Raw genomic sequence first — 22,599 nt, forward strand, 5'->3', positions numbered from 1 at the left:
AACAGTAGCTACCGGCCAGCTGTTCAACTCTCAGCCCGCACAAGGCCTCAAATTGAATTAGTTGTAAGTGACAGAGAAGTCAGCGGTAGAGTTCGCAGGGCCCGCGGTCACAGTGGAAGAAGTCGCGATATAACGCGCAACGAATTCCAGGTTGTTATCAGCAGTGCTGGACAGCGGATACGCTTTAGAAGTGGTGAACAATGGCAGCACGGTATTCGCATCATCAGAAAGCTGAATACCTACGCCCGTTGCCACACCAGATTCCTGTGTCAGAGCCAAAACTGAGGTATCACCGCTAACGTTAGTACCATCGAATTTAACCATGGCGTTATGTACGGTCGCTGGGCAGTTAGTTAATTGAAGAGTGAATTTAGTAGCAGCTGCTGTAGAGCCTGCACCTGTGAATTCAGATTTTGCCACGCTACCTAAAGTCACTGTCAGTGGGTTAGATGGGGTATTCACAATCGTACAGCCGGCATCGATGATTTCACCCTGAAAATTAACCTGGCCACCCGCAGCGAAAGCAGAAGCAGTAGACAGAATGGCAGTAGCGGCGAATGCAACAGCGATTAAATTCTTTTTCATAACACTTTCCTTGAATATATTTACCGTTAATAGAAAGCCATAGCCCTTTATCTTTAATAAGGTAAAAGGGCTATCTCTGTTTAATGATCAACATTTATTGCTGAGCAATTCTCAGGCTTTCAGATAGTTAAATAGTGAAGCTAGTTATTAATTGCTTTTAGTTAAATACAGCAATTTTTACCCTTACTATTTACAGGGCAGATTTTGATATAAACACAGAGATCATTTCAACATATTTTTGGGTGTACTTTTACACCGCTAATTTCTTTTAAAAATATTTTGTTTAAGCATAATCCCAACCATCAAATTTTATTATTTTTCAAATAACGGCAAGCCTAAAATGAAAGACTTTCAATACGAAAATCCTTTTTTTTCAGAGAATTACCTATCCAAAAGCAAGAAGCCTGTTGATGACATTATGGCTTTAATAAAATACCTGACCCCCATGAGCAACAAATTAGAAACAACTGACAGACAATTCATTAACCATAAAGAAAGCGATAAGCGTATGTGCTTTATCCTACATAAAGGCAGCGTGACACTTTACCGCCGCAACGATGGGATAATATTAAACTCAGAATCTGCCCCCTACATTTTCGGGCTTAGCACCCAACACCTTGCGCAGGATTATCTTTCTATACGCACTAATGAAGACTCAGAGATCAGCTTTTTATCGATTGATGACACCAACAAAATCATCGCCCGCCATAATTTATGGAAGCAGTTAAGCTACTTGATGATTTACACCATTACGCGGATTTATGATCATTGCAGCAAAATATCGTCACTGTCGTCCTATGAGATAATCTGCCACCAACTCTATGAATTGATGAACGAACCTGAAGACGTCAGAAATCAAGTGAGTGTCGCCACTTATATCAAGGACAGAACGTTTTTATCGCGCAGCAGCATTATGAAGATTCTTGCGCAATTAAAGGAAGGGGGTTACATCGTGACAGACCGCGGGGTGTTAATTGAATTGTTTACCCCGCCGAAAAAATATTAATCACAGCAAGGTCGGTGGATTAGCGCTAGCGACATCCACCATTTTTTTGCCCGCAGCCAGGTTTAGCGTTTTTTATCGGGAATACAGACCAGCAATAAGCCGATGAAAATCACCCCAACCCCGACCAATTTTCCGGCGCTGAAACGCTCATGCAGCCACGGCAACCAGATAGCCGCCGCCCAGACCAGCACGTAACTCAAACTGAGCAGTGGGTAAGCTTTGCTGAGCGCCACGCGGCGTAATGCCATAAACCAGCATGCCATCGAGCAGACATACGCCAGCAGTCCAATCACCAGTATTTCAGCGCCAGGGCTAATTCCCCAGAATGCCGAAAAAAGCTCGCGTGGGCGGTCAATTGGCGGCAGCGCCATCATCGCCCATTTCATCATCAGCTGCGCGCAAGTGACCAACAGCACGCTCATTAAGGCCCAAACGTAGCCCATCAGGCGGCACCTCCCAGTATGCTGATGCCGCAGATGATCACCACCACGCCCAGCCAGTGCCGCAGTGACACCGGCTCATGCCAAATAAAACGCGCCGCCAGGGTGATAAAAATAAAGTTCAGGCTCAACATCGGATACGCAACGCTCACCGGCACGCGTTGCAAAACCAGCAGCCACAGCAACATCGCGCAGCCCAGCAACAGCACGCTTAACGCCAGCCAGCCCAATAAATGCAGCCGACCGCGTTTGTAAGTGGCCTGCTTCTGACAAAGCTGGCCGCCACAACTCAGTAAACTCGCCAGCACTATCAGCAAATAACTCATAAGACTGATGACAGACCTTTTTCGGGGTTCACTTCAAAATGGTGGATGGCGCTGACGCTTATCCACCCTACAAAACCAGATTTTCTGCCTTTGTCAGCACGCTATCATGGCGTTTTTTCATAGAAGAAAAGCACAAAGCGGCCTTTGCGATAAATATTATCGGGCGGTGGTACATCCTGGTCTTCCGGCACTTTATCTTTCGACAGCAACAGCACCAACGAAACATTGCCTTGTTGGCGATGTTCCGCCAGCCAGCTGGCGAAATCCTCGCGGGAGACAAAGTTATCTTGCGCATCGACGAAATTCGTCAGGCCGTAATTGAGCTCCCCCGGTTTGGCGTACATCGTAATATCGCTGCGCTTTAACTCCCAGGCGATACCCGCGCCTACCCCGACGCTATCGGCAAGAATATAACGGCTGCTCTCCAGCTCCGGGCGCACTACGTCGATGAACACTTGCGGATGTTTGGAATCGATAACTTTGTCAGGAATCACGCCGCCAACTAACAACGCCAGACCCAGCGGGCATATTGCCGCCCACTGCCAGTGCCTGGCGTTATTGCGCAGGGTAAGATAGCCGACCAGCGCCCAGACCAGGAAAGCCACTGCCGCCTGTATCGCTTTGAGCACTTCGTGACTGGCATAAAGCGGATGTTTTGCCACGCCCCAGGGCGCCAGTACCACCAGCACGGCTAAGGTACAAATCCCGCCGAAAGCGACGTTTATCCAGCCGTTGATTTTCAGGGTGCGAGTCGAAGCCAGTAATTGCGTAGCATGGCGCGCCAGCAAAATAGCCAGCGGGGCAAAACACGGCAGAATATAAGTCGGTAATTTGCCTTTCGCGATGCTAAAGAACAGCAGCGGCATCACCACCCAGCCCAGTAAATAGAGCGAGCCGCTTTCGCTTGAACGCTCCTGCCAACTGCGTTTTAGTGCACCCGGCAGCAACGCCAGCCAGGGTAAGCAACCGGCAATCAGGAAGGGAATGTAATACCAGAATGGCGCTTTATGCTGCGCGTCTTTCTCGGCGAAACGCTGAATATGCTCAACCCAGAAGAAATAGTTCCAGAATGTCGGCTCCGCTTTGGCAATAGCCAACGCCCACGGCAAGGTAATAACCACCGCGCTCAATACCGCCAGCGGGCCAAACAACAGCACCTCTTTCCAGCGTTTTTGTGCAATCACCCACGGCAACACGCCCAGCACCGGCACCGCTAATGCAAGGAAACCTTTGGTCATCACCCCCATGCCGCAGGCCAGGCCGAGCAGAATATAGCCGCCCGCCTTTCCGGCGCGGGTCTGCGCATGGGTGCCAAGCCAGAAGCTGCACATCGCCGCTACAAGCCACAGCGTGATCATCGGGTCCAGCACCGCGTAGGTGCCCACGCCATAAACCAGCAGACAGGTCAGGAAAATCACGCCAGACAGCACCGCAACGGTCTTGTCACGCCAGATACGCAACGCCAGCCAACACACCATCAGTGCGCTTAGCGTAATAGAAAACACCGAGCCAAAGCGCACCGCGAAATTGTTATGGCCGAAAATCAACTGGCTGAGATTATTGATCCAGTATCCGGCAACCGGTTTTTCGAAATAACGCACGTCGAGAAAATGCGGGACGATCCAGTTACCCGCCGCCAGCATCTCGCGGCTGATTTCCGCATAGCGTGTTTCGTCCGGTTGCCACAGGGCGCGGAATTCTAGCGGCAGCAGGTAAAGCAGAGCAAAACCTAATAACAGAACAAGCGAGTACTTTGCTGATTTCATCCGTTTAGCGCCCGATAAGTTGTTGGCAGCCTAACCAGCCTTCACGACCTGGGACCACACCGCGCACCACTCTCCCCAATGGCAAAGTGGTTAAATCTTGCGGTAATAGTTCGCTAAGTGGGCAAAACTGAATACCTTCCCGTGCTGCCATGGTCAGCAGTTCATCAAAGTCTTTGCGCATCACCATCCCTTCCACTTCGGCGTGAATGGTGTACACCGGCGTACCGCTATCTTGCTTAATACGGTCAAGGATAAAACGGTTGTAGCCTTCACGACTGACCCCTTTACCAATCACTTCATCCCAGGTCGGTAGCGTCACCGGAATTTGTACCGTTCCGCTGCTACCATCGGGTAATAGCGGGCGAAATGGTGTGGTTCCGCGGCAGTCGCTGTTGTAAGTGAATTTGAACGACTCTTTTGCCCGCACCACGCGCTGGTCAGCACGCCATCCGGCAACCGCTGAACAGCTCACCGGTTGCTCGACAATTTGGCCCAATGATTCCAGGCCAAGGCGAATTTGTTTCTCAAGATGCGCGTTCTCCCAGACACCCGCCCAGGTTTGCCAGGCAAAGTGATCCCAGGCGTGCAACCCGACTTCATGATGATCCGCCGCCGCTGCAATGATCTCCACATTGCCGTCACCGATTTTGCGGCCCGGCCATGCGGTACCCGCCAGCAAAATATCCCAACCGTAGAGCGATGCGGCTTTCGAACGCAGCATCTTCCACAGGAATTGCGGTTTCACCAGGCGCCACAAATGGCGGCCCATGTTATCCGGGCCAACGCTTAAGAAAAATGTGGCCTGAATACCATGCAAACTTAAGATCTCAAGAAGATGCGGAACCCCTTGTTGGGTGCCCCGCCATGTATCTACATCAATGCGCAGGCCAACTTTTCTCATGCCTGAGGTTCCGTCAGTTCAACTGTATTAAGGAAGAAATCCAGCGTTTCGTCGATGGTTTTTCCCATCTCGACCGTTGGCGTCCAGTTTAGTAAGCGCTGTGCATTGCGGATGCTTGGCTTACGGTGTTCCACGTCCTGATAACCTTTACCGTAATAGGTGCTGCTTTCCACTTCACGGAAGCCAGCGAACGGCGGGAAATGGTTGCGCAGCGGGTGTTTTTCAAAGCTCGCCAGCAGCATTTCAGCCAGATCTTTGATACTCGCTTCATTGTCCGGGTTACCGATATTGACGATTTGCCCATCGCAATTGTTGTTCTTATTCTCGATAACACGGAACAACGCTTCGATACCGTCGCTGATATCAGTGAAGCAACGTTTTTGACGCCCGCCATCAATCAGCTTAATCGGTGAGCCTTCTACCAGGTTGAGAATCAACTGGGTAATGGCGCGTGAACTACCGATACGTGCAGCATTCAGGTTATCGAGGCGTGGCCCCATCCAGTTAAACGGACGGAACAGCGTAAAGCGCAAACCCTCTTTCTCGCCATAAGCCCAAATCACGCGGTCGAGCAGTTGTTTGGACACCGAGTAAATCCAGCGCTGTTTGTTGATGGGGCCAACAATCAGGTTCGAGTTATCTTCATCAAAGACCTTATCGGTACTCATGCCGTACACCTCAGAGGTAGACGGGAAGATAATGCGTTTTTGATACTTCACGCAGTCGCGAATAATCTTCAGATTCTCTTCGAAATCTAGCTCAAAGACGCGCAGTGGATTACGGGTATATTCAATCGGCGTGGCAATCGCCACCAGCGGCAGCACCACGTCACATTTCTTAATGTGGTATTCAATCCACTCGGAGTGAATGCTGATGTCGCCTTCCACAAAGTGGAAGCGCGCGTTGCCGAGGAAACGGCTGATGGCATCAGAGCTAATATCCAGCCCGTACACTTCAAAGTTGTCGTCCTGCAACAGGCGCTCGGTCAGGTGGTTGCCGATAAAACCGTTTACTCCAAGGATCAGCACGCGAGTGCGGCGTTTAATAGCCGAAACCGGTTGGCTGCTGAGTAACGCCCCCGCGACCAGACCCAGAGTTTGCGCCAGTTGCGCGCCCTGCATGTATACGCCGTTGTCCGTTTGCCCGGTGAGTATTTCAAGTGCACCGCCACCCGTGGCGATCACCAGCGGGCTGACGGACAGCACGGTTCCGGCTTTCGCTGCCTGCAACCCTTCCAGCACACGGCTTTTCCAGACGATAAATTTGCTGCCGCCAACATAGCTGAAAGCACCCGGCCATGGGTCGGTAACGGCTCGCACCAGGTTATTAATTTCCTGCGCCGTGGATTGCCAGTTAATGCAGCCATCTTGCGGTGTCCGGCGGCCAACTAAGCTTGCTTTGCTGTGGTCTTGCTCAACCTGCGGGAAATGTCCGGTTTTGATGACTGGCAGAATATCTTCCAGCAGTTCAGTAGCCGCTTCCGTCAGTTTCTTGTGCAGGGTTAGCGCGGTGTCTTGTGGCGTAATCGTGACGCGATTTTGCTCAACGATGGCACCGGCATCAGCACGCTTAACCATACGATGCAGCGTAACGCCGGTTTCGGTTTCGCCGTTCACCAACACCCAGTTCAGCGGCGCGCGGCCACGATAGGCTGGCAATAACGAGCCATGCAGATTAAATGCCCCGACCGTTGCGCTTTGCAGAATTTCTTCGCACAACAAGTTGCGGTAATAGAACGAGAAAATCACATCAGCCTGTGCCGATTTAATACGATCGACCCACAGCGGGTGATTGACGTCATCCGGTGCATAAACCGGGATACTATGTTCCGCTGCCGTTCTCGCCACTGAGCCAAAGAAATGGTTTTCAGAAGGTGAATCAGGATGGGTATAAATAGCCGCGATGTCATAACCGGCGGCAACCAGTGCGTTAACACCCGCGCAGCCCATGTCGTGATAAGCAAAAACGATAGCTTTCATTGTTGATTTTCCTCAGAATTTGAAGCTGACTCGCGGCTAACCACCCGCTGAATAAAGTAACGTGGCCGGGCACGGACATCGGTGTAAATCCTGCCGATGTATTCCCCTAATAGCCCCATGCCGACAAACTGTGCGCCGATGAACATAAACAGCACCGCGAAGAGCATGAACACCCCTTCCGCCGCCCATTGCGGCCCGAAGGCAAGTCGTAAAACCACCAGCAAAACGGACAGCGCAAACCCCATTACCGCGATGATGCTGCCAAACACACTGAGCATGCGCAGTGGTGTGGTCGTCAGGCAGGTGACCAGGTCGTACATGAGATTAATCAGGCGCATAAAGCTGTATTTCGAATCGCCAAATTCGCGTTCGGCGTGATGCACCGGGATTTCCGTGGCTTTACGCGCAAAGGTATTCGCCAGAATGGGAATAAAGGTGCTGCGTTCGTGGCAATTGAGCATCGCGTCGATAATGTGGCGACGGTAGGCGCGCAGCATGCAGCCGTAATCGCCCATCGCTTTGCCGGTGGTGCTCTGAATCAGGCGGTTGATCAGCCGTGAAGCACGTTTGCGAAACCAGGTATCCTGGCGATTCTGGCGCACGGTGCCGACCACGTCGTAACCTTCATCGGCCTTCGCCACCAGGCGGGGGATCTCTTCTGGCGGGTTTTGTAAATCCGCATCCAGCGTGACAATCAAATCGCCGGTAACATGGCTAAAGCCCGCCATAATCGCGTTGTGTTGCCCATAATTGCGGTTGAGTAACACCGCAACAATATGGCTGCCTGGCGCTTCGGCGGCATCGCTTAGCATATCGGCTGAATTGTCAGTGCTACCGTCATCAACCAGCAGGATTTCGTAATCTTTACCCAGCGTTTCACACGCCGCGGTAGTGCGTTTGATAAGCTCGGGCAAGCTTTCTTGTTCGTTATAAACAGGGATCACCACAGAGACTTTGTGGATGGCTACTGGTTTGGTCATATTATTTTCCTGCGACTTCACGCAACGCGTTGATCACGCGGGAGACATCGTCATCAGTCATCGTTGGGAACAACGGAATAGAGCAAATTCGCTCACTGTTCCATTCGGTATCGGGTAAAGAGAGAGTTGGGTATCGTTCGCGGTAATACTTCTGGGTATGGGCGGCGCGGAAATGCAAACCGCTGCCGATGCCTTTTGCTTTCAGGGCTTCCATAAGTTCGTTACGTGAAATGCCGCAACGCGCTTCATCAACGCGAATAATAAATAGATGCCAGGCGTGCTGGTGTTCCCACTCTGGCTGGATAAGCGGCAAGAAAGGCGTGTTCGCCAGTTCAGCTAAGTAACGTCCGGCGATTTCTGTACGGCGAGCATTGTTTTGCGCAAGTTTGCCTAACTGCACCAGCGCGATAGCGGCATTAATATCGGCAAGATTGTATTTGTAACCAGGCGCTATCACTTCGGCTTGCGGCGCACGGCCAAGCGTCTGGCGGTCAAAGGCATCAACACCCAGCCCGTGGAATTTCAGGCTACGCATGCGGTTGGCGAACGCCTCGTCGTCGGTGACGATTAACCCGCCTTCTGCGCAAGTCATGTTTTTAATCGCATGGAACGAGAAAATTGCCGTCCCACGGTCGCCAACATGTTTGCCTTTATAGTACGTTCCCGCCGCATGTGCCGCGTCTTCAATCACCGGAATTTGGTGGCGCTCACCCACGGCGCGGATCGCGTCAATATCCACTGGCGCTCCGGCATAATGAACCGGAATAATCGCGCGAGTTCGCGGGGTTATCGCGGCTTCAATGGCGGCGGCGGTCACCATTAGCGTGTTGCGGTCAACATCAATCATCACCGGTTCAGCGCCCAGTAACACAATCATATTCAGGGTGGAAACCCAGGTCAGCGAAGGCGTAATTACCTCGTCACCCGCACCGATGCCCATTGCCATCAACGCGACGTGCATTCCGGCGGTGGCTGAGCTGACAGCAATCGCATGTTTATTGCCGGTTAACTCGCAAAAAGCTTGTTCAAGTGCCTGATTTTTTGGGCCAGTGGTTATCCAACCGGACTGCAAAACTTCACTCACCACGGCGAGTTCTTCTGGCCCGATAGCGGGACGTGAGAAAGGCAGAAATTCACTCATTGAATATTCCCATTATTAGCAGCACGAATTAGCAGCACGGTGTTCACTCCTGGAGTGACTCCAGATTAAGACGTTGCACGAATGTATTTATCATGACCCTGTGTTATTAAATAAACGTGCAACATGACTGATTCAAAATGCAGTTATCTAAACCGCGATTAAATTGAAATCAACTTAACAGAGTTTTCTTAGCTCAATATTAAGATTGCACCAGCCAGAATAAAAATCACCTTAATGGAAAATACTGACAGACATCCCAAAACCACAAAAACCAACACAACACCATGAATACATTAACTTTTAACGAAAATACCATCTATAGGGCTCATGTTTTTTTAAGTGTTTTTAATCTATTAAGGTTAAATTAAGGTTTGTAATGAATAAATAACCACTCTTGAAACAGAAATCGTGAGTTGTTTTTTGGGATATTTAAGAGGGTATTTCTTAACTTCACTGCAACTTATTTGTTCTGAGCAAATTTCAAACACTTGGTAAAAAATTGCCAGCACGTTTTAGATTCCAAATGGTATTTACTTTGGCGGCAATTATTCGGAGATATTAATGCCCGTACTTTTCAGGATTAAGCTTATCCCACTGGTTTTACTGTTGGCGGTGGTTTTTGCCTTCTTGCTTAACTGGCCCGTATTACTGCATTTTTACGATATTTTGACGCACCTTGAGCACGTCAAAATGGGTTTTGCCATCTCCATAGCGTTTGTATTGGTTGCGGCACTTAACTTTGTCTTTATGCCCTTTTCGATTCGATTTTTGCTGAAACCGTTTTTTGCCCTGTTATTTGTGACAGGCTCAATGGTCAGTTACTCGACGCTGAAATACAAAGTGATGTTTGATCAGTCTATGATCCAAAACATCGTCGAAACCAATCCACAAGAAGCCCATTCTTATCTGAATGGCTCGATCATTTTATGGCTGCTGCTGACCGGGATACTTCCGGCTATCTTGCTGTTTTTAATTAAGATTGAATATCCAGCCAAGTGGTATAAGGGCATTACATACCGTTTGTTGTCTATGGCGGCATCACTGTTGCTAATTGCGGGTGTGGCCGCACTTTATTACCAGGACTACGCCTCTGTCGGGCGCAATAACTCAACGCTAAACAAAGAGATTATCCCGGCGAACTACGTCTACAGTACCGTCCGCTATCTGCAAGATACCTACTTCACCACCAAAGAACCGTTCCAGACATTGGGTGATGACGCCAAACGTGTTGCCAATAAAGACAAACCGACACTAATGTTCCTGGTGATTGGCGAAACCGCACGTAGCCAGAATTTCTCGATGAACGGTTATGAGCGTGATACCAACGCTTTCACCAGCCAAAGTGGCGATGTTATTTCGTTTAAGGACGTTCATTCGTGCGGCACGGCCACTGCGGTTTCCGTACCCTGCATGTTCTCAAATATGAACCGCACCGAGTACAACGCCAAAAAAGCGACTAACAGTGAAAACTTCCTCGATATCGTGCAAAAAACCGGGGTTTCGCTGCTGTGGAAAGATAATGACGGTGGCTGTAAAGGCGTGTGTAAACGGTTACCGACTATCGAAATTAAACCGACCGATAACCCGAAATTGTGTAATGGTGAAACCTGTTTCGACGAGGTGATGCTGGAAAATATCGATGAAGAGATGGCAAAAATGGCCGGGGATAAGCTGGTTGCCTTTCATATCATTGGTAGCCACGGGCCGACCTATTTCCAGCGTTATCCGGCTAAACAACGCCACTTTATGCCGGAATGTGCGCGTAGCGACATTGAAAACTGTACGCAAGAACAACTGGTCAATACCTACGACAACACCATTCGTTATACCGACTATGTCGTGGCACAAATGATTGAAAAGCTCAAACTTTATAGCGACAAGTACAACACCGTGCTGCTGTATGTGTCCGACCACGGCGAGTCTCTGGGGGAAAGTGGCCTGTATCTGCACGGCACGCCGTACAAACTGGCACCGGATCAGCAAACGCATATACCGATGCAGGTGTGGATGTCACCCGGCTTTATCGCGGATAAGCACATTAATATGACGTGTCTGAAAAATAATGCTGCGAAGAACCCGTACTCCCATGACAACTTGTTCTCATCGGTGCTGGGGATTTGGGACATCACCACCCGCGATTACCACGCGGATAGTGATTTGTTCCGCGGGTGCCGGAGTTAATCCAACGTCAGACAGCTGAAAATGTCGGATGGCGCTGCGCTTATCCGACCTACTCGGTTTCATAAGGCTTTGTTTTGTAGGGTGGATAAGCACTAGCGTCATCCACCATTTACGCCAGTGGTGTCGGATGACCCTGCGCTTATCCGACCTACGCGGTTTCATAAGGCTTTGTTTTGTAAGGTGGATAAGCACTAGCGTCATCCACCATTTACGCCAGTGGTGTCGGATGGCGCTGCGCTTATCCGACCTACGCGGTTTCATAAGGCTTTGTTTTGTAAGGTGGATAAGCACTAGCGTCATCCACCATTTACGCCAGTTGTGTCGGATGGCGCTGCGTTTATCCGACCTGCGCGGTTTCATAAGACTTTGTTTTGTAGGGTGGATAAGCACCAGCGTCATCCACCATTTACGCCAGTTGTGTCGGATGGCGCTGCGCTTATCCGACCTACGCGGTTTCATAAGGCTTTGTTTTGTAAGGTGGATAAGCGCCAGCGTCATCCACCGCTTGCGCCTGTCGTTACACCTGAAAATGTCGGATGGCGCTGCGCTTATCTGAGCTACGCGGTTTCATAAGGCTTTGTTTTGTAGGGTGGATAAGCGCCAGTGTCATCCACCGCTTGCACCTGTCGTTACACCTGAAAATGTCGGATGGCGCTGCGCTTATCCGACCTACGCGGTTTCATTAATGCTTTGTTTTTGTAGGGTGGATAAGCGCCAGCGTCATCCACCATTTACGCCAGTGGTGTCGGATGGCGCTGCGTTTATCCGACCTACACGGTTTCATAAGGCTTTGTTTTGTAGGGTGGATAAGCGCCAGCGTCATCCACCGCTTGCGCCTGTCGTTACACCTGAAAATGTCGGATGGCGCTGCGCTTATCCGAGCTACGCGGTTTCATAAGGCTTTGTTTTGTAGTGTGGATAAGCGCTAGCGTCATCCACCGCAGGACTCTATTTCGCTATCGCACTAACCTCATCTTTGGTCGCCTGCGACGCGCCATTGCCCCACGTTCCTCTGACGTAATTAACCACATTGGTCATTTCATCGTCAGACATCACCTCTTTATATGCCGGCATTTTGAAAGAAATATTGCCGTGGGTTTGCGGTGTTTCGGCGCCCTGATAAACCACGGAAATCAATGATGACGGGTCTTTGGCGTTGACTACCGTGTTGTTCACTAACGAAGGGACGGTGAAATCTTTGCCTTTTCCGTCATCACCGTGGCAGGTGGAGCAATACATCGAATACAGCGTTTTACCGTCTGTCGGCGCATAAACAATGGCTCCATCGGCAGCCACCGGCACGCCATTTTTGTGGTTAAAGTTCAGCAAATAAAACGCTATCGCATCCAGATCTTTGTCGGTCAGATACTGCGTGCTCTGCGTCACCACCTCACTCATTGGCCCGGAAAGCGCATCGTGCTGGCTGCGCCCCATGCGCAGCAAGTCTTTTAATTCATCTCTCGACATAGAAATGTTTCGCAACGAAGGTGCATACCAACCTTCAATCATCGCCCCCGTCAGATATTCAGCGCTGGAGGCGTCATAGCCTTTTTCCTGCATCGTCACACCTCTTGGGGTATGACACGCACCACAATGCCCCGGCCCTTCCACCAGATAAGCACCTCGGGCTAATAAATCAGTGGGCTGCCCGGTTTTATTTTCAGGGGCCGTCTCTTCGACGAACAACCAGTTCCAGACATGCAAAGGCCAGCGGGCCGACAAGAGCAAAGGGATCTCATTGTCTTTGTTTTTTGTATCCGCCGCCGGAACCTCATTCATGAAATAGTCATACAGTGCGCGAATATCTTGATCCGTCATTTTGGCGTAGGACGGATACGGCATCGCGGGATATAACGGATGCCCATCTTTTGCGATGCCCTGCCTGACGGCTTTTTCGAACTCTTCGTATGAATAATTACCAATGCCGAAGGTTTTATCCGGCGTGATGTTAGTGGCGTAAATATCGCCAATCGGCGTGGAGAACTTTTTCCCGCCCGCCATCGGCGCTCCGCCTTCGGTGGTGTGGCACGCCACGCAATCTGAAATCTTTGCCATATATTCGCCTGCCGAACTCGCGGCGGCATTCCCCGCGACGAACAAGCAGCCAATAGCCAATAAAGTCTGTTTCATGTCGCTCATCCCATCGCTTTAAGTTCGTTGACCGCGCGCCACGCCTGGTCAATCGCGGTATGCGCGTAGGCGTCCCAGTCGGAATCAGAGTTGGCTATCGCAATGCGGCCAATGGGTTGACGCGCGCGCTCAATGATTTCGGGCATTTTGTCCATATCATCGAACAAGGCGGTGGCGTAGTAAGAATAACCGTGCGCCCAGCGGTTAACGGTGATGGCAGTAATATCCCGTTCATGGTCAAAACCGGTTTGCCCGAGCATTTCCTGCAATTGTGTACGAATCATTTTTTCATGGGTGTCGAATGGCGTACCCAGTAAATACGCCCGCCCCTGGCGGAATTGTTCGCGCGCACTCAATTTGCTTCCCGGATACGTCGGTACATAAACCATATGCAGACACATCGGTTGATCGGCATTTTGCGGATGCTGGTAACCGCCCATGCTGACCGGATAATCCAGCTTCACGCGGCTATATGGTGCGGCGGGTGAATAAAATTCGTGGATGCCTAATTGCATGAATGACTGCCAGTTTTTGACCACCACATTGGTGTACACCAGCGGCGCTTTAACGTTGAGCCGCAGGTCAGCCTTTTGCTGTTCCGGCGTTTCAGGCACCAGATACGGGATCATCATGTTGTAACCCGCCATGATGGCTTTTCTCCCTTTCACGCGATGCGCTTTACCGTCATTCACGTAAGTCACCACCACACCGTCTTCGCTATTGGCCGCATTAATCACCATGCTGTTAAGGCGCAGGCGTGTGCTGTTTTCCGGCAGATCGAGCTTTTCATAATGAAGCCTGGCGGTAATGGAATCCTCCATGGTGTTACCCGGCAGCGCATCTGGAATCAGGTGCCTGACGATCAGCCGCGCAAGCCCGGCGTTACCATCAGGAAAATGATAAACATAGGGTTCATCGAGATCGGCCTGTGCCTCTTCATCAAGCGGCGGTAAATCCATGGCATCCATTCCCGGAAGCGCGCAGGTTCGGGCATCGCTACAACTTACGCCTTCAATACCGATGGCAAAAAAGTCGTTGGTGCGTTGCTGGAAATACATCAGCGCCATTTTGCTCAAGCCGACTTTTTCTACCAGGAAATCGCGGTAACTGTGGGTGTCCATCCACGCGGATTTTTCGTCGGCGGTCATGCCTTTCAGGTAATCCACTGGATTCACATGCAGATCCAAAATGGCTTTGCGATCGCTTTCGCTCAACGGGAAATCATTAATGAATGCTTCAAGGGGGCGACCATTGAGTTTATCGCGCGGAATATCATCAGCGACGGCGTGCCCAGGATCACCGCTGACAATTTTGGTTTCACCAAAGTTCTTTTTGTCGAAGAAAACGCCACGGCTGAGTTTTAAATCGGGGTAGAAATTAACGTCAAAGCTTTCCTTCATTCTGACGACGCTTACGCCGACGGTAGACAGCAGCCCATTTACCTCATCGCTAAAATTGCGGCTCGGCGATTGAAAGGCTTCACTGCCGCCATAGCCAATGATTTTTTTGCCGTCCGCTTTAAATTCATTACGTTTCGCGTGACCGCCAAAATCATCATGATTATCGAGCACCAGCACTTTGCTATTCTTACCCGCCAAATCATGCCAGAAGCTGGCGGCAGATAAACCACTTAGCCCGCCGCCAACAATCACCAGATCATATTCTTCTTCGATGGGCAGATGGTCGGTACTAAATTTTTCATGATCGCGGCCAATCGCATGTGCCATTTCAAAAGAACCGGGATGATTCCCACGCAGCCCAGTGAGCTGCGGTGGATAATAGTCATCGCCAATCATCACACTGGCTTTTCCGGCAGCTTTTGCAAAATCAAGTGGTGTCATCCCTGCGGCAATAGTAATTGCCACTCCATTGAGAAAATCACGTCTGGTGATAGACATATCAGTCCTTATTTAGCTTGTGGCTTTAGTTCTTCGTCGAGCTTTTTGGAGTCGTAGTAATCGCCCTGCCAGGTTATTTTCCCGTTATTGACGGTGATATAACTGACTCCTTCAAATTTAATCGGGTTATTTGTGGCCGGGCTTCCCGCCCATTCGCCGCTATTTTTACCGCTGAATTCCCAGCGAAAAGCGATAGTGTCGTGATCGTAAACTGGCTTGCTGGTCATTTTCCAGGTTAAATCTGGCACCGCTTTAATAAACGCGCCTATCACCTCTTTTTCGGCGTTACTTTTCCCTTTCACCGGCGTACCGCTGGCGGCATCGTAATACACCACATCATTGGATAAATATTGCGCGGCCTTTGCGGCGTCATGGGCATTCCACGCCGACATATAATCTTTAACCACCGTTAACGGAGACACTTCCGCTAATGCCAAATTTGAGAACAGCGCCAGGGACAGAACAGCGACTTTCATTGCTTTCATTTCATCACCTTAAAGTCTAATCGGAGCGGCGTTAATTATTCAGAGATGTCACACATGATGTGTTTCACTCGCGTGTATTCATCCAGTGAGTAGGATGATAAATCTTTGCCATAGCCAGATTTTTTGAAACCGCCGTGAGGCATCTCCGCACACAGAGGAATATGGTTGTTAATCCATACGGTGCCGAAATCCAGGCGAATGCTGAAACGTTGGGCGCGGTTGTGGTTGCTGGTCCAGATGCTCGCCGCCAGGCCATATTCCACATCATTGGCCTTCTCCAGTGCTTCCGCCTCGGAGGAAAACTTCTGCACTGTCATCACCGGGCCAAACACTTCGTGCTGGATGGCCTCGTCGCGTTGATCAAGCCCGGAAATAATCGTCGGTTCAAAATAGAAGCCTGGGCCATCCCCCGCTTTGCCGCCAGTTTCGATGACGGCGTGTGACGGCAGGCGGCTGATAAAACCTTTGACCTGTTCTAGTTGGTTGCGGCTGTTTAACGCGCCGTACAACGCGTCTTTATCTTCCGGCGTGCCAAATTTGATGGCGCGGGTTTTGGTGACCAATTTTTCGAGGAATTGCGCATAGATAGAGTCTTCAATCAAAATTCGCGTCGCCGAGGTGCAGTCTTGTCCAGCATTGAAGAACCCTGCGGTGGTGATGACCTCCACCGCTTTGGCAATGTCGGCATCGGCAAAGACGATGACCGGAGCCTTACCGCCCAATTCAAGGTGCGCTTTGGTCAAATTAGCCGCAGCAGAGGCAGCAACTTGCAACCCCGCACGAACCGAACCGGTTATCGAAACCAGTGACGCTTCGGTGCTGGACACCACCAGCGAGCCGGTTTCCGCTTTGCCGAGCACCACGTTAAATACCCCTTGCGGGAAAAGAGGTGCTGCCAGTTCCGCCAGAATCAACGTGCTGATGGGCGTGGTATCGCTGGGCTTTAACACCACCGTGTTTCCAGCGGCCAGTGCCGGTGCGATTTTCCACACCGCCATCATGAAGGGATAGTTCCACGGGGTGACCTGGCCGACAATCCCCAGCGGTTCGCGGCGAATCGTCGAGGTTAAGCCCTCGGCATATTCATAGGAGGCTTTTCCTTCCAGGCAACGCGCAGCACCAGCAAAAAAACGCAGCGCATCACAGGATGCCGCAATCTCTTCTTTTTCAATGAAATGCCGTAGTTGCCCGGTTTCTTCGCTTTGCGCCTGAATCAGGCGTTCAACATTACGTTCAATTTCATCCGCCAGTTTCAGCAGCGCACGCTGTCTCTGCGACGGCGTGGAGTGCTTCCACACCGCAAAAGCTGTTTTCGCCGCCAGATAAGCTTGCTCGACCTCCGCACGACCGGCGCTCGGCGACAGTGCGTAGGTTTCACCATTCACCGGGCTAACCAACTCGAAGAGGTTCTCCTGCGAACCCGCGACATATTGCCCATTGATAAAATGCTTCAGAATCTTCATCGTGCTCTCCGCTGGTTTAAACATATATTATATTATGTAATATGTTTGATGAAGTTTAAATTCAATAACATTTTGCTAACAATATGATATACATCCCATTCCGAAGTGATTCTTTACGCAGCGCTTGTATGCTATGTTCAGTGGCCTTATTCAAGGAGTCTCTCTTCAGGGAAAATTATGATTACGCATGCGGTGATATTCGCGCCAATCGGTCAGGCCAGCCGTTCCGATCAGATAGTTCAGCGGCTTTCCAACGCCATTATTACCGGCCTGCTTGAGGCAAACGAGCAGCTACCGAATGAAGCCGATCTGGCAAAAATGATGGGGGTTTCGCACATCACCATCCGGGAAGCGTTAAACACGCTGCGCGCGAATAATTTAATTCATACGGTGCGTGGGCGTAACGGTGGCAGTTTTGTGTGCGAACAAGCGTGGGAATTAAGTCACTCTCTTAATCCTTTTAAAACCCTGAGCACTGATTACCTGTCTGATTTGGGCGAGATGCACTGCGCGATTATTAGCCACAGCGCAAGGCTTGCGTCGCGCCGTATGACGAACGCCGATATTACCCGCCTGCGCGACTTTGTTGCAGTACTTGCCGCCTCCACCACGCCCGAGGCACGTACTCAGGCCGACATGCGCTGTTTGTTAGCCATTGCCGCCTGTTCACAGTCAGCACGTCTGGCAAACCAGGAGCTGATTTTGCAATCTGAATGGTCGTCACTGGTGGCGATGCTGTTCCGTTCAGAAAATATACATCGCGAGATTGTTGATCTGTATATCTCGTTAATTGACACGCTGGAATCTCACACTGAAATCGAGTCAGTTAACATTGCCAAAAAATTAATCGACACGTTTACTTTCTATCTGATAGAAAATAAATTGAAGCACAACGTAAATAATAACCAATAAAAACAACAGGCATAAATATGCTACAAACAACATCACTCCGTACTCTAAGCACCAAAATTGATAAAATCATTAACTCGACTATTGAATCCACCGTGTTGCTTGCCAGGGAAATTGAAGCTTCGCTGGCTGAAATTAAAGACGTTAAGCTGGAGCATCTGCTTGAGCCGTCAGTCAGAAAAACCATTCAGGATCATATTAAACAAACTCTGAATAGTAATGGTTACTGTGCGGGTGCCGGTTTTGCCAGCCATATTGAAAGCAGCGTCAGCAATAAGGAATTCTGGCTTCTGGAGTGGTGGTATAAGAAAGCCGATGGTGTAAAACAGGTGAATCTGGATTTGGACCAGGCCACACAACAGCGCCTGGATTTCCGTACCTTTGAATGGTTTAAGCAAGCGCCATCGGTGGATAACGCCTTTATCCATGGCCCCTACGTCGACTATATTTGCAATACTTCGTACACCCTCACCTGCGCCGTCCCGGTTCATTTTCAGGATCAGTTTTTAGGTGTTGCGGCGATAGATTTATTAGTCAGCCGTGTAGAGGATGAGCTATTACCTTATGCGGCTAATGATAAAGTTATTCTAACCAATAAAGAGCGCAGAATTATTTTCTCTACCCATCCACGATTCCGCGTCGGTGATTTACTGGATGCCAGTGTGACGAGTATTGTCTTTGAGAATGATTATTTTAATTTATATATGTGAATAAGTCGGATGTCGCTACGCTAAGCGACATCCGACATTGATATTAACCTTGTTCGGTATTTAATTTACGAGCGTATTCAATCGCATCATTCTCGGGTGCACTCGAGCGACCAAACGGTTTGCTGACGAACATATAAATCAGGCCCGAACCAATCACAATCGCCAGTCCTATCAGCACCGTCCAGCGGTCCATAAAGTTTTCACTCTGGGCCGGTTGCGCCAGTAACCAAATACCGCACAACCCGTAAGCCAGTGCCAGAATATTGACGATAATCCCCCACGAACCCACCGTCCATTCACCGGCAGGTTTCCACCCTTTCAGGCGCTGGCGCAATGCCGCCAGTACCACCATCTGGAAGGAAATATAGATACCGATGACCGCAAATGCGGTAATACGCGCCAGGCTATCAGGCTGGAAATAGACCCACACGCAGATAATCACCGGTAACAAACAGCTCACCATCATGGCGTTATCCGGCACGCTATGTTTGGAGATTTTCGACATCCATTCGCTGCCAGGTAGCATGTTATCGCGGGAGAAGGAAAATATCAGACGGCTCAAGGCAGCTTGCAAAGAAAGAATACAAGACAACATCGCAATCACCGCGACCACAATAAAGACCGTAGCACCGGTTGGCCCCAACGCTTCGTTGAGAATCGCCGGAATCGGGTCGGAAATTTTACCGTTTACAATATTGACTAAATCTGGGGACGATAACAAATAACCCATAATCGAAATTACCGCAGAGATGGCACCAAACACGATACTTAAAATCATCGCCACGGGAATTTTCTTACCTGGGTTTTTCACTTCTTCTGCCACATTACCGCAGGCTTCGAAGCCGAAGAACATAAACAACCCCATCAAAGATGCTGACATAAAGGCGGTGGTGTAATTGCCGTCGTTAGCCAACACGCCCATCGAGTCAAATACCACGGAGAAAGGTTGCGAGCGATGGAATATCAGCAGATAAATGCCGAGTGCAATAACGCTGACGATTTCACACCAGAAACCAATTCTCGCCACGCGAGCCAGGTTTTTGGTGCCTGACATATTCACGACCATCATAATCAGCAGCAAGACGACCGACGTCACCATCATATTGCCCGCACTAGTGGCGTAGTGGAATAACGAGGCCACGAAGGTAGAGGTGTATTCCGCAATCGAAGTAATGGTAACCACTAACGCCCAAAGATAGATCCAGGCGGCAATCCAGGCATATTTTTTACCCCAAAGTCTTCTCGCCCACGGATATAAGCCACCGGTAATCGGATATTGCGAGGCCACTTCACCAAAGACTAACGCCACCAGTAGTTGCCCGCACGCCACAATCAATATCCACCAGATAGCCGGTGGCCCCGCGAGCGTCACGGCCAACGCAAACAGCGAATAAACCGCAGTCAGTGGCGAAAGGTAGGTAAATCCCAATGCGAAGTTAGACATCAGCCCTATCGAGCGGTTGAATTGCTCGCCTTTAACTGGCTGATGTTGGTGATGTTGTTTGTCTGTCGTCTGGTCCATATCTTTTCTCTTTATGTGGCATAAGGGCAGGCAGTGTGTGTATTTTATAAAACATAATATGTTATATGTATACGCTCAATGTCACATAATTGTTAAAGATTTTGAGCGAGATTTTAACAAGAGAATTGTCGGATGACGCTACGCTTATCCGACCTACGATTTGGATTTTGTAGCACGGGTAAGCGTAGCGTCCCCCACCAGAAATTTGGATTTTGTAGGGTGGGTAAGCGTAGCGTCACCCGCCAGAAGTCAGGATTTTGTAGAGCGGGTAAGCGCAGTGTCACCCACCAGAAATTTGGATTTTGTAGAGCGGGTAAGCGCAGCGTCACCCACCAGAAGTCAGGATTTTGTAGGGCGGGTAAGCGCAGTGTCACCCGCCAGAAGTCAGGATTTTGTAGCACGGGTAAGCGTAGTGTCACCCGCCAGAAATTTGGATTTAGTAGAGCGGGTAAGCGTAGTGTCACCCGCCAGAAATTTGGATTTTGTAGCACGGGTAAGCGCAGCGTCACCCGCCAGAAATTTGGATTTTGTAGGACGGGTAAGCGCAGTGTCACCCGCCAGAAGTCAGGATTTTGTAGAGCGGGTAAGCGCAGTGTCACCCACCAGAAATTTGGATTTTGTAGAGCGGGTAAGCGCAGCGTCACCCACCAGAAGTCAGGATTTTGTAGGGCGGGTAAGCGTAGCGTCACCCGCCAGAAGGTTGTAAATGTGAATGGGTTAAGCGAGGTTAACGCAGACGTATTTCATCTCTAAATACTCATCAATCCCAAAGCGTGAGCCTTCGCGCCCCAGCCCTGATTGCTTGATGCCGCCAAATGGCGCAACTTCGTTGGAAATCAGCCCGGTGTTGACCCCTACCATGCCGTATTCCAGTGCTTCAGGAATTTGCCACTGGCGCTTCGCATCCTGCGTGAATATATACGCGGCAAGGCCAAATTCGGTATCGTTGGCGTAATTCACTACTTCGTCGTCACGGTCGAATTTAAACAGCGCAGCCACCGGCCCGAAGGTTTCTTCACGAGCAAAACGCATCTCTTGCGTGATATTGGCCACCACGGTCGGAGCGAAATAATTGCCACCCAACGGATGTTTATGGCCGCCAGTTAACAGCGTGGCGCCCTTTTGCAGCGCGTCATTCAGATGCAGCTCAACTTTTTCAATCGCTTTGGCATTGATAAGCGGCCCTTGTGTCACGCCGTCATCCATACCATTGCCGACTTTCAGGGCTTCAACCGCTTTCACCAGTTCATCGCACAACTTTTGATAAATCCCGCTCTGCACGTAGATGCGGTTGGCGCACACGCAGGTTTGCCCGCTGTTACGGAATTTCGACGCCATAATGCCCTTTACGGCAAGCCCAAGGTCGGCATCGTCAAAGACAATAACCGGCGCATTTCCGCCAAGCTCCAGCGAGAGCTTTTTGATGGTCGGAGCACATTGCGCCATTAATAAGCGCCCTGTTTCCGTGGAGCCGGTGAAACTGAGTTTGCGTACCGTGGCATTGCGACACAGTTCACCGCCAATTTCTTTGGCATCTCCGGTAATGACCTGCAACAGGGCTTTTGGCAAACCTGCCAGTTCGGCAAGTTTGGCTAACGCCAGCGCGGTCAGTGGTGTTTGTTCCGCGGGCTTAACGATAATTGCACAGCCTGCGGCTAATGCCGGAGCTACTTTGCGGGTGATCATCGCCGCCGGGAAATTCCACGGGGTGATTGCCGCACAAACACCAACAGGTTGTTTCGAGACGATAAAACGTTGATCCGGGTTGGTCGGTTGCAACAACACGCCATCGACTCTTTTCGCCTCTTCCGCAAACCAGCTAATGAACGAGGCAGCATAGTTTACTTCGCCACGCGCTTCAGCCAGCGGTTTGCCGCCTTCACTGGTAATCAGCCGCGCCAGATCTTCAGTATTTTCCTGAATCAGGCTCACCCAACGATGGAGGATTTTTGCGCGGCTTGCCGCAGTCTGCATCTTCCACGCTTTTTGCGCGATCTCTGCCGCCGCGATTGCCTGCTGAGTTTCAGCTTGCCCCATCAACGGCACTTCGGCGATTTTCTGCCCCGTCGCGGCATTGACCACCGACATGGTTTTACCCGACTGGGCGTGGCTCCACTCGCCGCCAACCGGGCAACTGTCGAGCAGCAGGTCTGTATTGTTTAAATTGATCATCTTGG

Annotated in this window: 19 protein-coding genes; 4 read left to right on the forward strand and 15 right to left on the reverse strand. The window is 50.3% G+C overall.

Annotated features, from left to right (window positions below):
* Nucleotides 1–57 precede the first annotated feature (57 nt).
* Entirely contained in the window at nucleotides 58–585 is a 528-nt protein-coding gene (locus EC843_RS02830) for a fimbrial protein (protein ID WP_133521559.1), read from the reverse strand.
* Between the two features lie 340 nt (nucleotides 586–925).
* Here EC843_RS02830 and EC843_RS02835 point away from each other — a divergent pair, with 340 nt between their 5' ends.
* Nucleotides 926–1,591: a winged helix-turn-helix transcriptional regulator gene (locus tag EC843_RS02835; protein WP_064546204.1), complete on the forward strand. Its 666-nt coding sequence runs from the start codon at nucleotides 926–928 to the stop codon at nucleotides 1,589–1,591.
* Between the two features lie 62 nt (nucleotides 1,592–1,653).
* On the opposite strand, the gene arnF is transcribed toward EC843_RS02835, so the two are convergent.
* The 7 genes from arnF to arnB form a co-directional block, all read right to left on the reverse strand.
* Nucleotides 1,654–2,034, reverse strand: a complete 381-nt coding sequence (gene arnF, locus EC843_RS02840; RefSeq protein ID WP_064546202.1) for a 4-amino-4-deoxy-L-arabinose-phosphoundecaprenol flippase subunit ArnF — start codon at nucleotides 2,032–2,034, stop codon at nucleotides 1,654–1,656.
* A complete protein-coding gene (gene arnE / locus EC843_RS02845) occupies nucleotides 2,034–2,357 on the reverse strand; it encodes a 4-amino-4-deoxy-L-arabinose-phosphoundecaprenol flippase subunit ArnE (RefSeq protein ID WP_064546201.1) in 324 nt (107 codons plus the stop codon). Before arnE ends, arnF begins: the two co-directional genes overlap by 1 nt.
* 104 nt (nucleotides 2,358–2,461) lie before the next feature.
* Nucleotides 2,462–4,123 (reverse strand): lipid IV(A) 4-amino-4-deoxy-L-arabinosyltransferase, encoded by a 1,662-nt coding sequence (gene arnT / locus EC843_RS02850; protein ID WP_133521560.1) that lies wholly within the window; start codon nucleotides 4,121–4,123, stop codon nucleotides 2,462–2,464.
* Nucleotides 4,124–4,127: 4 nt separating this feature from the next.
* Nucleotides 4,128–5,024 (reverse strand): 4-deoxy-4-formamido-L-arabinose-phosphoundecaprenol deformylase, encoded by an 897-nt coding sequence (gene arnD, locus EC843_RS02855; protein ID WP_133521561.1) that lies wholly within the window; start codon nucleotides 5,022–5,024, stop codon nucleotides 4,128–4,130.
* Nucleotides 5,021–7,003, reverse strand: coding sequence for a bifunctional UDP-4-amino-4-deoxy-L-arabinose formyltransferase/UDP-glucuronic acid oxidase ArnA (gene arnA, locus EC843_RS02860; protein WP_133521562.1), 1,983 nt, complete (start codon nucleotides 7,001–7,003; stop codon nucleotides 5,021–5,023). Before arnA ends, arnD begins: the two co-directional genes overlap by 4 nt.
* Entirely contained in the window at nucleotides 7,000–7,983 is a 984-nt protein-coding gene (gene arnC, locus EC843_RS02865; protein WP_133521563.1) for an undecaprenyl-phosphate 4-deoxy-4-formamido-L-arabinose transferase, read from the reverse strand. Before arnC ends, arnA begins: the two co-directional genes overlap by 4 nt.
* 1 nt (nucleotide 7,984) lies before the next feature.
* Complete coding sequence (arnB, locus tag EC843_RS02870; protein WP_133521564.1) at nucleotides 7,985–9,124, reverse strand: UDP-4-amino-4-deoxy-L-arabinose aminotransferase; 1,140 nt, start codon at nucleotides 9,122–9,124, stop codon at nucleotides 7,985–7,987.
* A 561-nt stretch (nucleotides 9,125–9,685) separates the two neighbouring features.
* Between arnB and EC843_RS02875 the strand changes: the two genes are divergently transcribed.
* Nucleotides 9,686–11,305 carry a phosphoethanolamine--lipid A transferase gene (locus EC843_RS02875; RefSeq protein ID WP_133521565.1) on the forward strand — a complete coding sequence of 540 codons (1,620 nt, stop codon included), beginning with the start codon at nucleotides 9,686–9,688 and terminating at the stop codon, nucleotides 11,303–11,305.
* 948 nt (nucleotides 11,306–12,253) lie between these two features.
* Here EC843_RS02875 and EC843_RS02880 read toward each other — a convergent pair.
* From EC843_RS02880 to EC843_RS02895, 4 genes are read right to left on the reverse strand one after another with little or no spacing between them, the layout of a single operon-like run.
* Nucleotides 12,254–13,435, reverse strand: a complete 1,182-nt coding sequence (locus EC843_RS02880; protein ID WP_064546559.1) for a cytochrome c — start codon at nucleotides 13,433–13,435, stop codon at nucleotides 12,254–12,256.
* A gap of 5 nt (nucleotides 13,436–13,440) precedes the next feature.
* On the reverse strand, nucleotides 13,441–15,333 hold the full coding sequence (locus EC843_RS02885) for an NAD(P)/FAD-dependent oxidoreductase (RefSeq protein ID WP_064546186.1): 1,893 nt from the start codon (nucleotides 15,331–15,333) through the stop codon (nucleotides 13,441–13,443).
* Between the two features lie 8 nt (nucleotides 15,334–15,341).
* The gene (locus tag EC843_RS02890; protein WP_121813603.1) at nucleotides 15,342–15,818 is read right to left on the reverse strand and encodes an ester cyclase; all 477 of its coding nucleotides are present in this window, start codon (nucleotides 15,816–15,818) and stop codon (nucleotides 15,342–15,344) included.
* A gap of 35 nt (nucleotides 15,819–15,853) precedes the next feature.
* Nucleotides 15,854–17,281 carry a gamma-aminobutyraldehyde dehydrogenase gene (locus tag EC843_RS02895; RefSeq protein WP_133521566.1) on the reverse strand — a complete coding sequence of 476 codons (1,428 nt, stop codon included), beginning with the start codon at nucleotides 17,279–17,281 and terminating at the stop codon, nucleotides 15,854–15,856.
* 177 nt (nucleotides 17,282–17,458) lie between these two features.
* Between EC843_RS02895 and EC843_RS02900 the strand changes: the two genes are divergently transcribed.
* Together EC843_RS02900 and EC843_RS02905 are read left to right on the forward strand one after the other, a co-directional pair.
* On the forward strand, nucleotides 17,459–18,193 hold the full coding sequence (locus EC843_RS02900; protein ID WP_133521567.1) for a GntR family transcriptional regulator: 735 nt from the start codon (nucleotides 17,459–17,461) through the stop codon (nucleotides 18,191–18,193).
* Between the two features lie 17 nt (nucleotides 18,194–18,210).
* Entirely contained in the window at nucleotides 18,211–18,900 is a 690-nt protein-coding gene (locus EC843_RS02905; protein WP_121813605.1) for a cache domain-containing protein, read from the forward strand.
* Between the two features lie 43 nt (nucleotides 18,901–18,943).
* Here EC843_RS02905 and EC843_RS02910 read toward each other — a convergent pair whose 3' ends face one another.
* The 3 genes from EC843_RS02910 to EC843_RS02920 all read right to left on the reverse strand — a co-directional run bounded on the left by EC843_RS02910 (nucleotide 18,944) and on the right by EC843_RS02920 (nucleotide 22,591).
* On the reverse strand, nucleotides 18,944–20,422 hold the full coding sequence (locus EC843_RS02910) for an APC family permease (RefSeq protein WP_133521568.1): 1,479 nt from the start codon (nucleotides 20,420–20,422) through the stop codon (nucleotides 18,944–18,946).
* Between the two features lie 113 nt (nucleotides 20,423–20,535).
* A complete protein-coding gene (locus EC843_RS02915) occupies nucleotides 20,536–21,111 on the reverse strand; it encodes a hypothetical protein (protein WP_133521569.1) in 576 nt (191 codons plus the stop codon).
* Between the two features lie 28 nt (nucleotides 21,112–21,139).
* Nucleotides 21,140–22,591: an NAD-dependent succinate-semialdehyde dehydrogenase gene (locus tag EC843_RS02920; protein ID WP_121815633.1), complete on the reverse strand. Its 1,452-nt coding sequence runs from the start codon at nucleotides 22,589–22,591 to the stop codon at nucleotides 21,140–21,142.
* Nucleotides 22,592–22,599: the final 8 nt, after the last annotated feature.

The organism is Buttiauxella sp. JUb87 (assembly GCF_004361975.1).
Lineage (GTDB): Bacteria > Pseudomonadota > Gammaproteobacteria > Enterobacterales > Enterobacteriaceae > Buttiauxella > Buttiauxella ferragutiae.

What these genes read in the sequence shown, in the direction of transcription:
- arnA (WP_133521562.1), bottom strand. Translation starts at nt 7,003, where the DNA reads ATGAAAGCTATCGTTTTTGCTTATCACGACATGGGCTGCGCGGGTGTT.
- arnT (WP_133521560.1), bottom strand. Translation starts at nt 4,123, where the DNA reads ATGAAATCAGCAAAGTACTCGCTTGTTCTGTTATTAGGTTTTGCTCTG.
- EC843_RS02910 (WP_133521568.1), bottom strand. Translation starts at nt 20,422, where the DNA reads ATGGACCAGACGACAGACAAACAACATCACCAACATCAGCCAGTTAAA.
- EC843_RS02880 (WP_064546559.1), bottom strand. Translation starts at nt 13,435, where the DNA reads ATGAAACAGACTTTATTGGCTATTGGCTGCTTGTTCGTCGCGGGGAAT.
- arnB (WP_133521564.1), bottom strand. Translation starts at nt 9,124, where the DNA reads ATGAGTGAATTTCTGCCTTTCTCACGTCCCGCTATCGGGCCAGAAGAA.
- EC843_RS02885 (WP_064546186.1), bottom strand. Translation starts at nt 15,333, where the DNA reads ATGTCTATCACCAGACGTGATTTTCTCAATGGAGTGGCAATTACTATT.
- arnD (WP_133521561.1), bottom strand. Translation starts at nt 5,024, where the DNA reads ATGAGAAAAGTTGGCCTGCGCATTGATGTAGATACATGGCGGGGCACC.
- EC843_RS02900 (WP_133521567.1), top strand. Translation starts at nt 17,459, where the DNA reads ATGATTACGCATGCGGTGATATTCGCGCCAATCGGTCAGGCCAGCCGT.
- EC843_RS02835 (WP_064546204.1), top strand. Translation starts at nt 926, where the DNA reads ATGAAAGACTTTCAATACGAAAATCCTTTTTTTTCAGAGAATTACCTA.
- arnE (WP_064546201.1), bottom strand. Translation starts at nt 2,357, where the DNA reads ATGAGTTATTTGCTGATAGTGCTGGCGAGTTTACTGAGTTGTGGCGGC.
- arnC (WP_133521563.1), bottom strand. Translation starts at nt 7,983, where the DNA reads ATGACCAAACCAGTAGCCATCCACAAAGTCTCTGTGGTGATCCCTGTT.
- EC843_RS02875 (WP_133521565.1), top strand. Translation starts at nt 9,686, where the DNA reads ATGCCCGTACTTTTCAGGATTAAGCTTATCCCACTGGTTTTACTGTTG.
- arnF (WP_064546202.1), bottom strand. Translation starts at nt 2,034, where the DNA reads ATGGGCTACGTTTGGGCCTTAATGAGCGTGCTGTTGGTCACTTGCGCG.
- EC843_RS02890 (WP_121813603.1), bottom strand. Translation starts at nt 15,818, where the DNA reads ATGAAAGCAATGAAAGTCGCTGTTCTGTCCCTGGCGCTGTTCTCAAAT.
- EC843_RS02895 (WP_133521566.1), bottom strand. Translation starts at nt 17,281, where the DNA reads ATGAAGATTCTGAAGCATTTTATCAATGGGCAATATGTCGCGGGTTCG.
- EC843_RS02905 (WP_121813605.1), top strand. Translation starts at nt 18,211, where the DNA reads ATGCTACAAACAACATCACTCCGTACTCTAAGCACCAAAATTGATAAA.
- EC843_RS02830 (WP_133521559.1), bottom strand. Translation starts at nt 585, where the DNA reads ATGAAAAAGAATTTAATCGCTGTTGCATTCGCCGCTACTGCCATTCTG.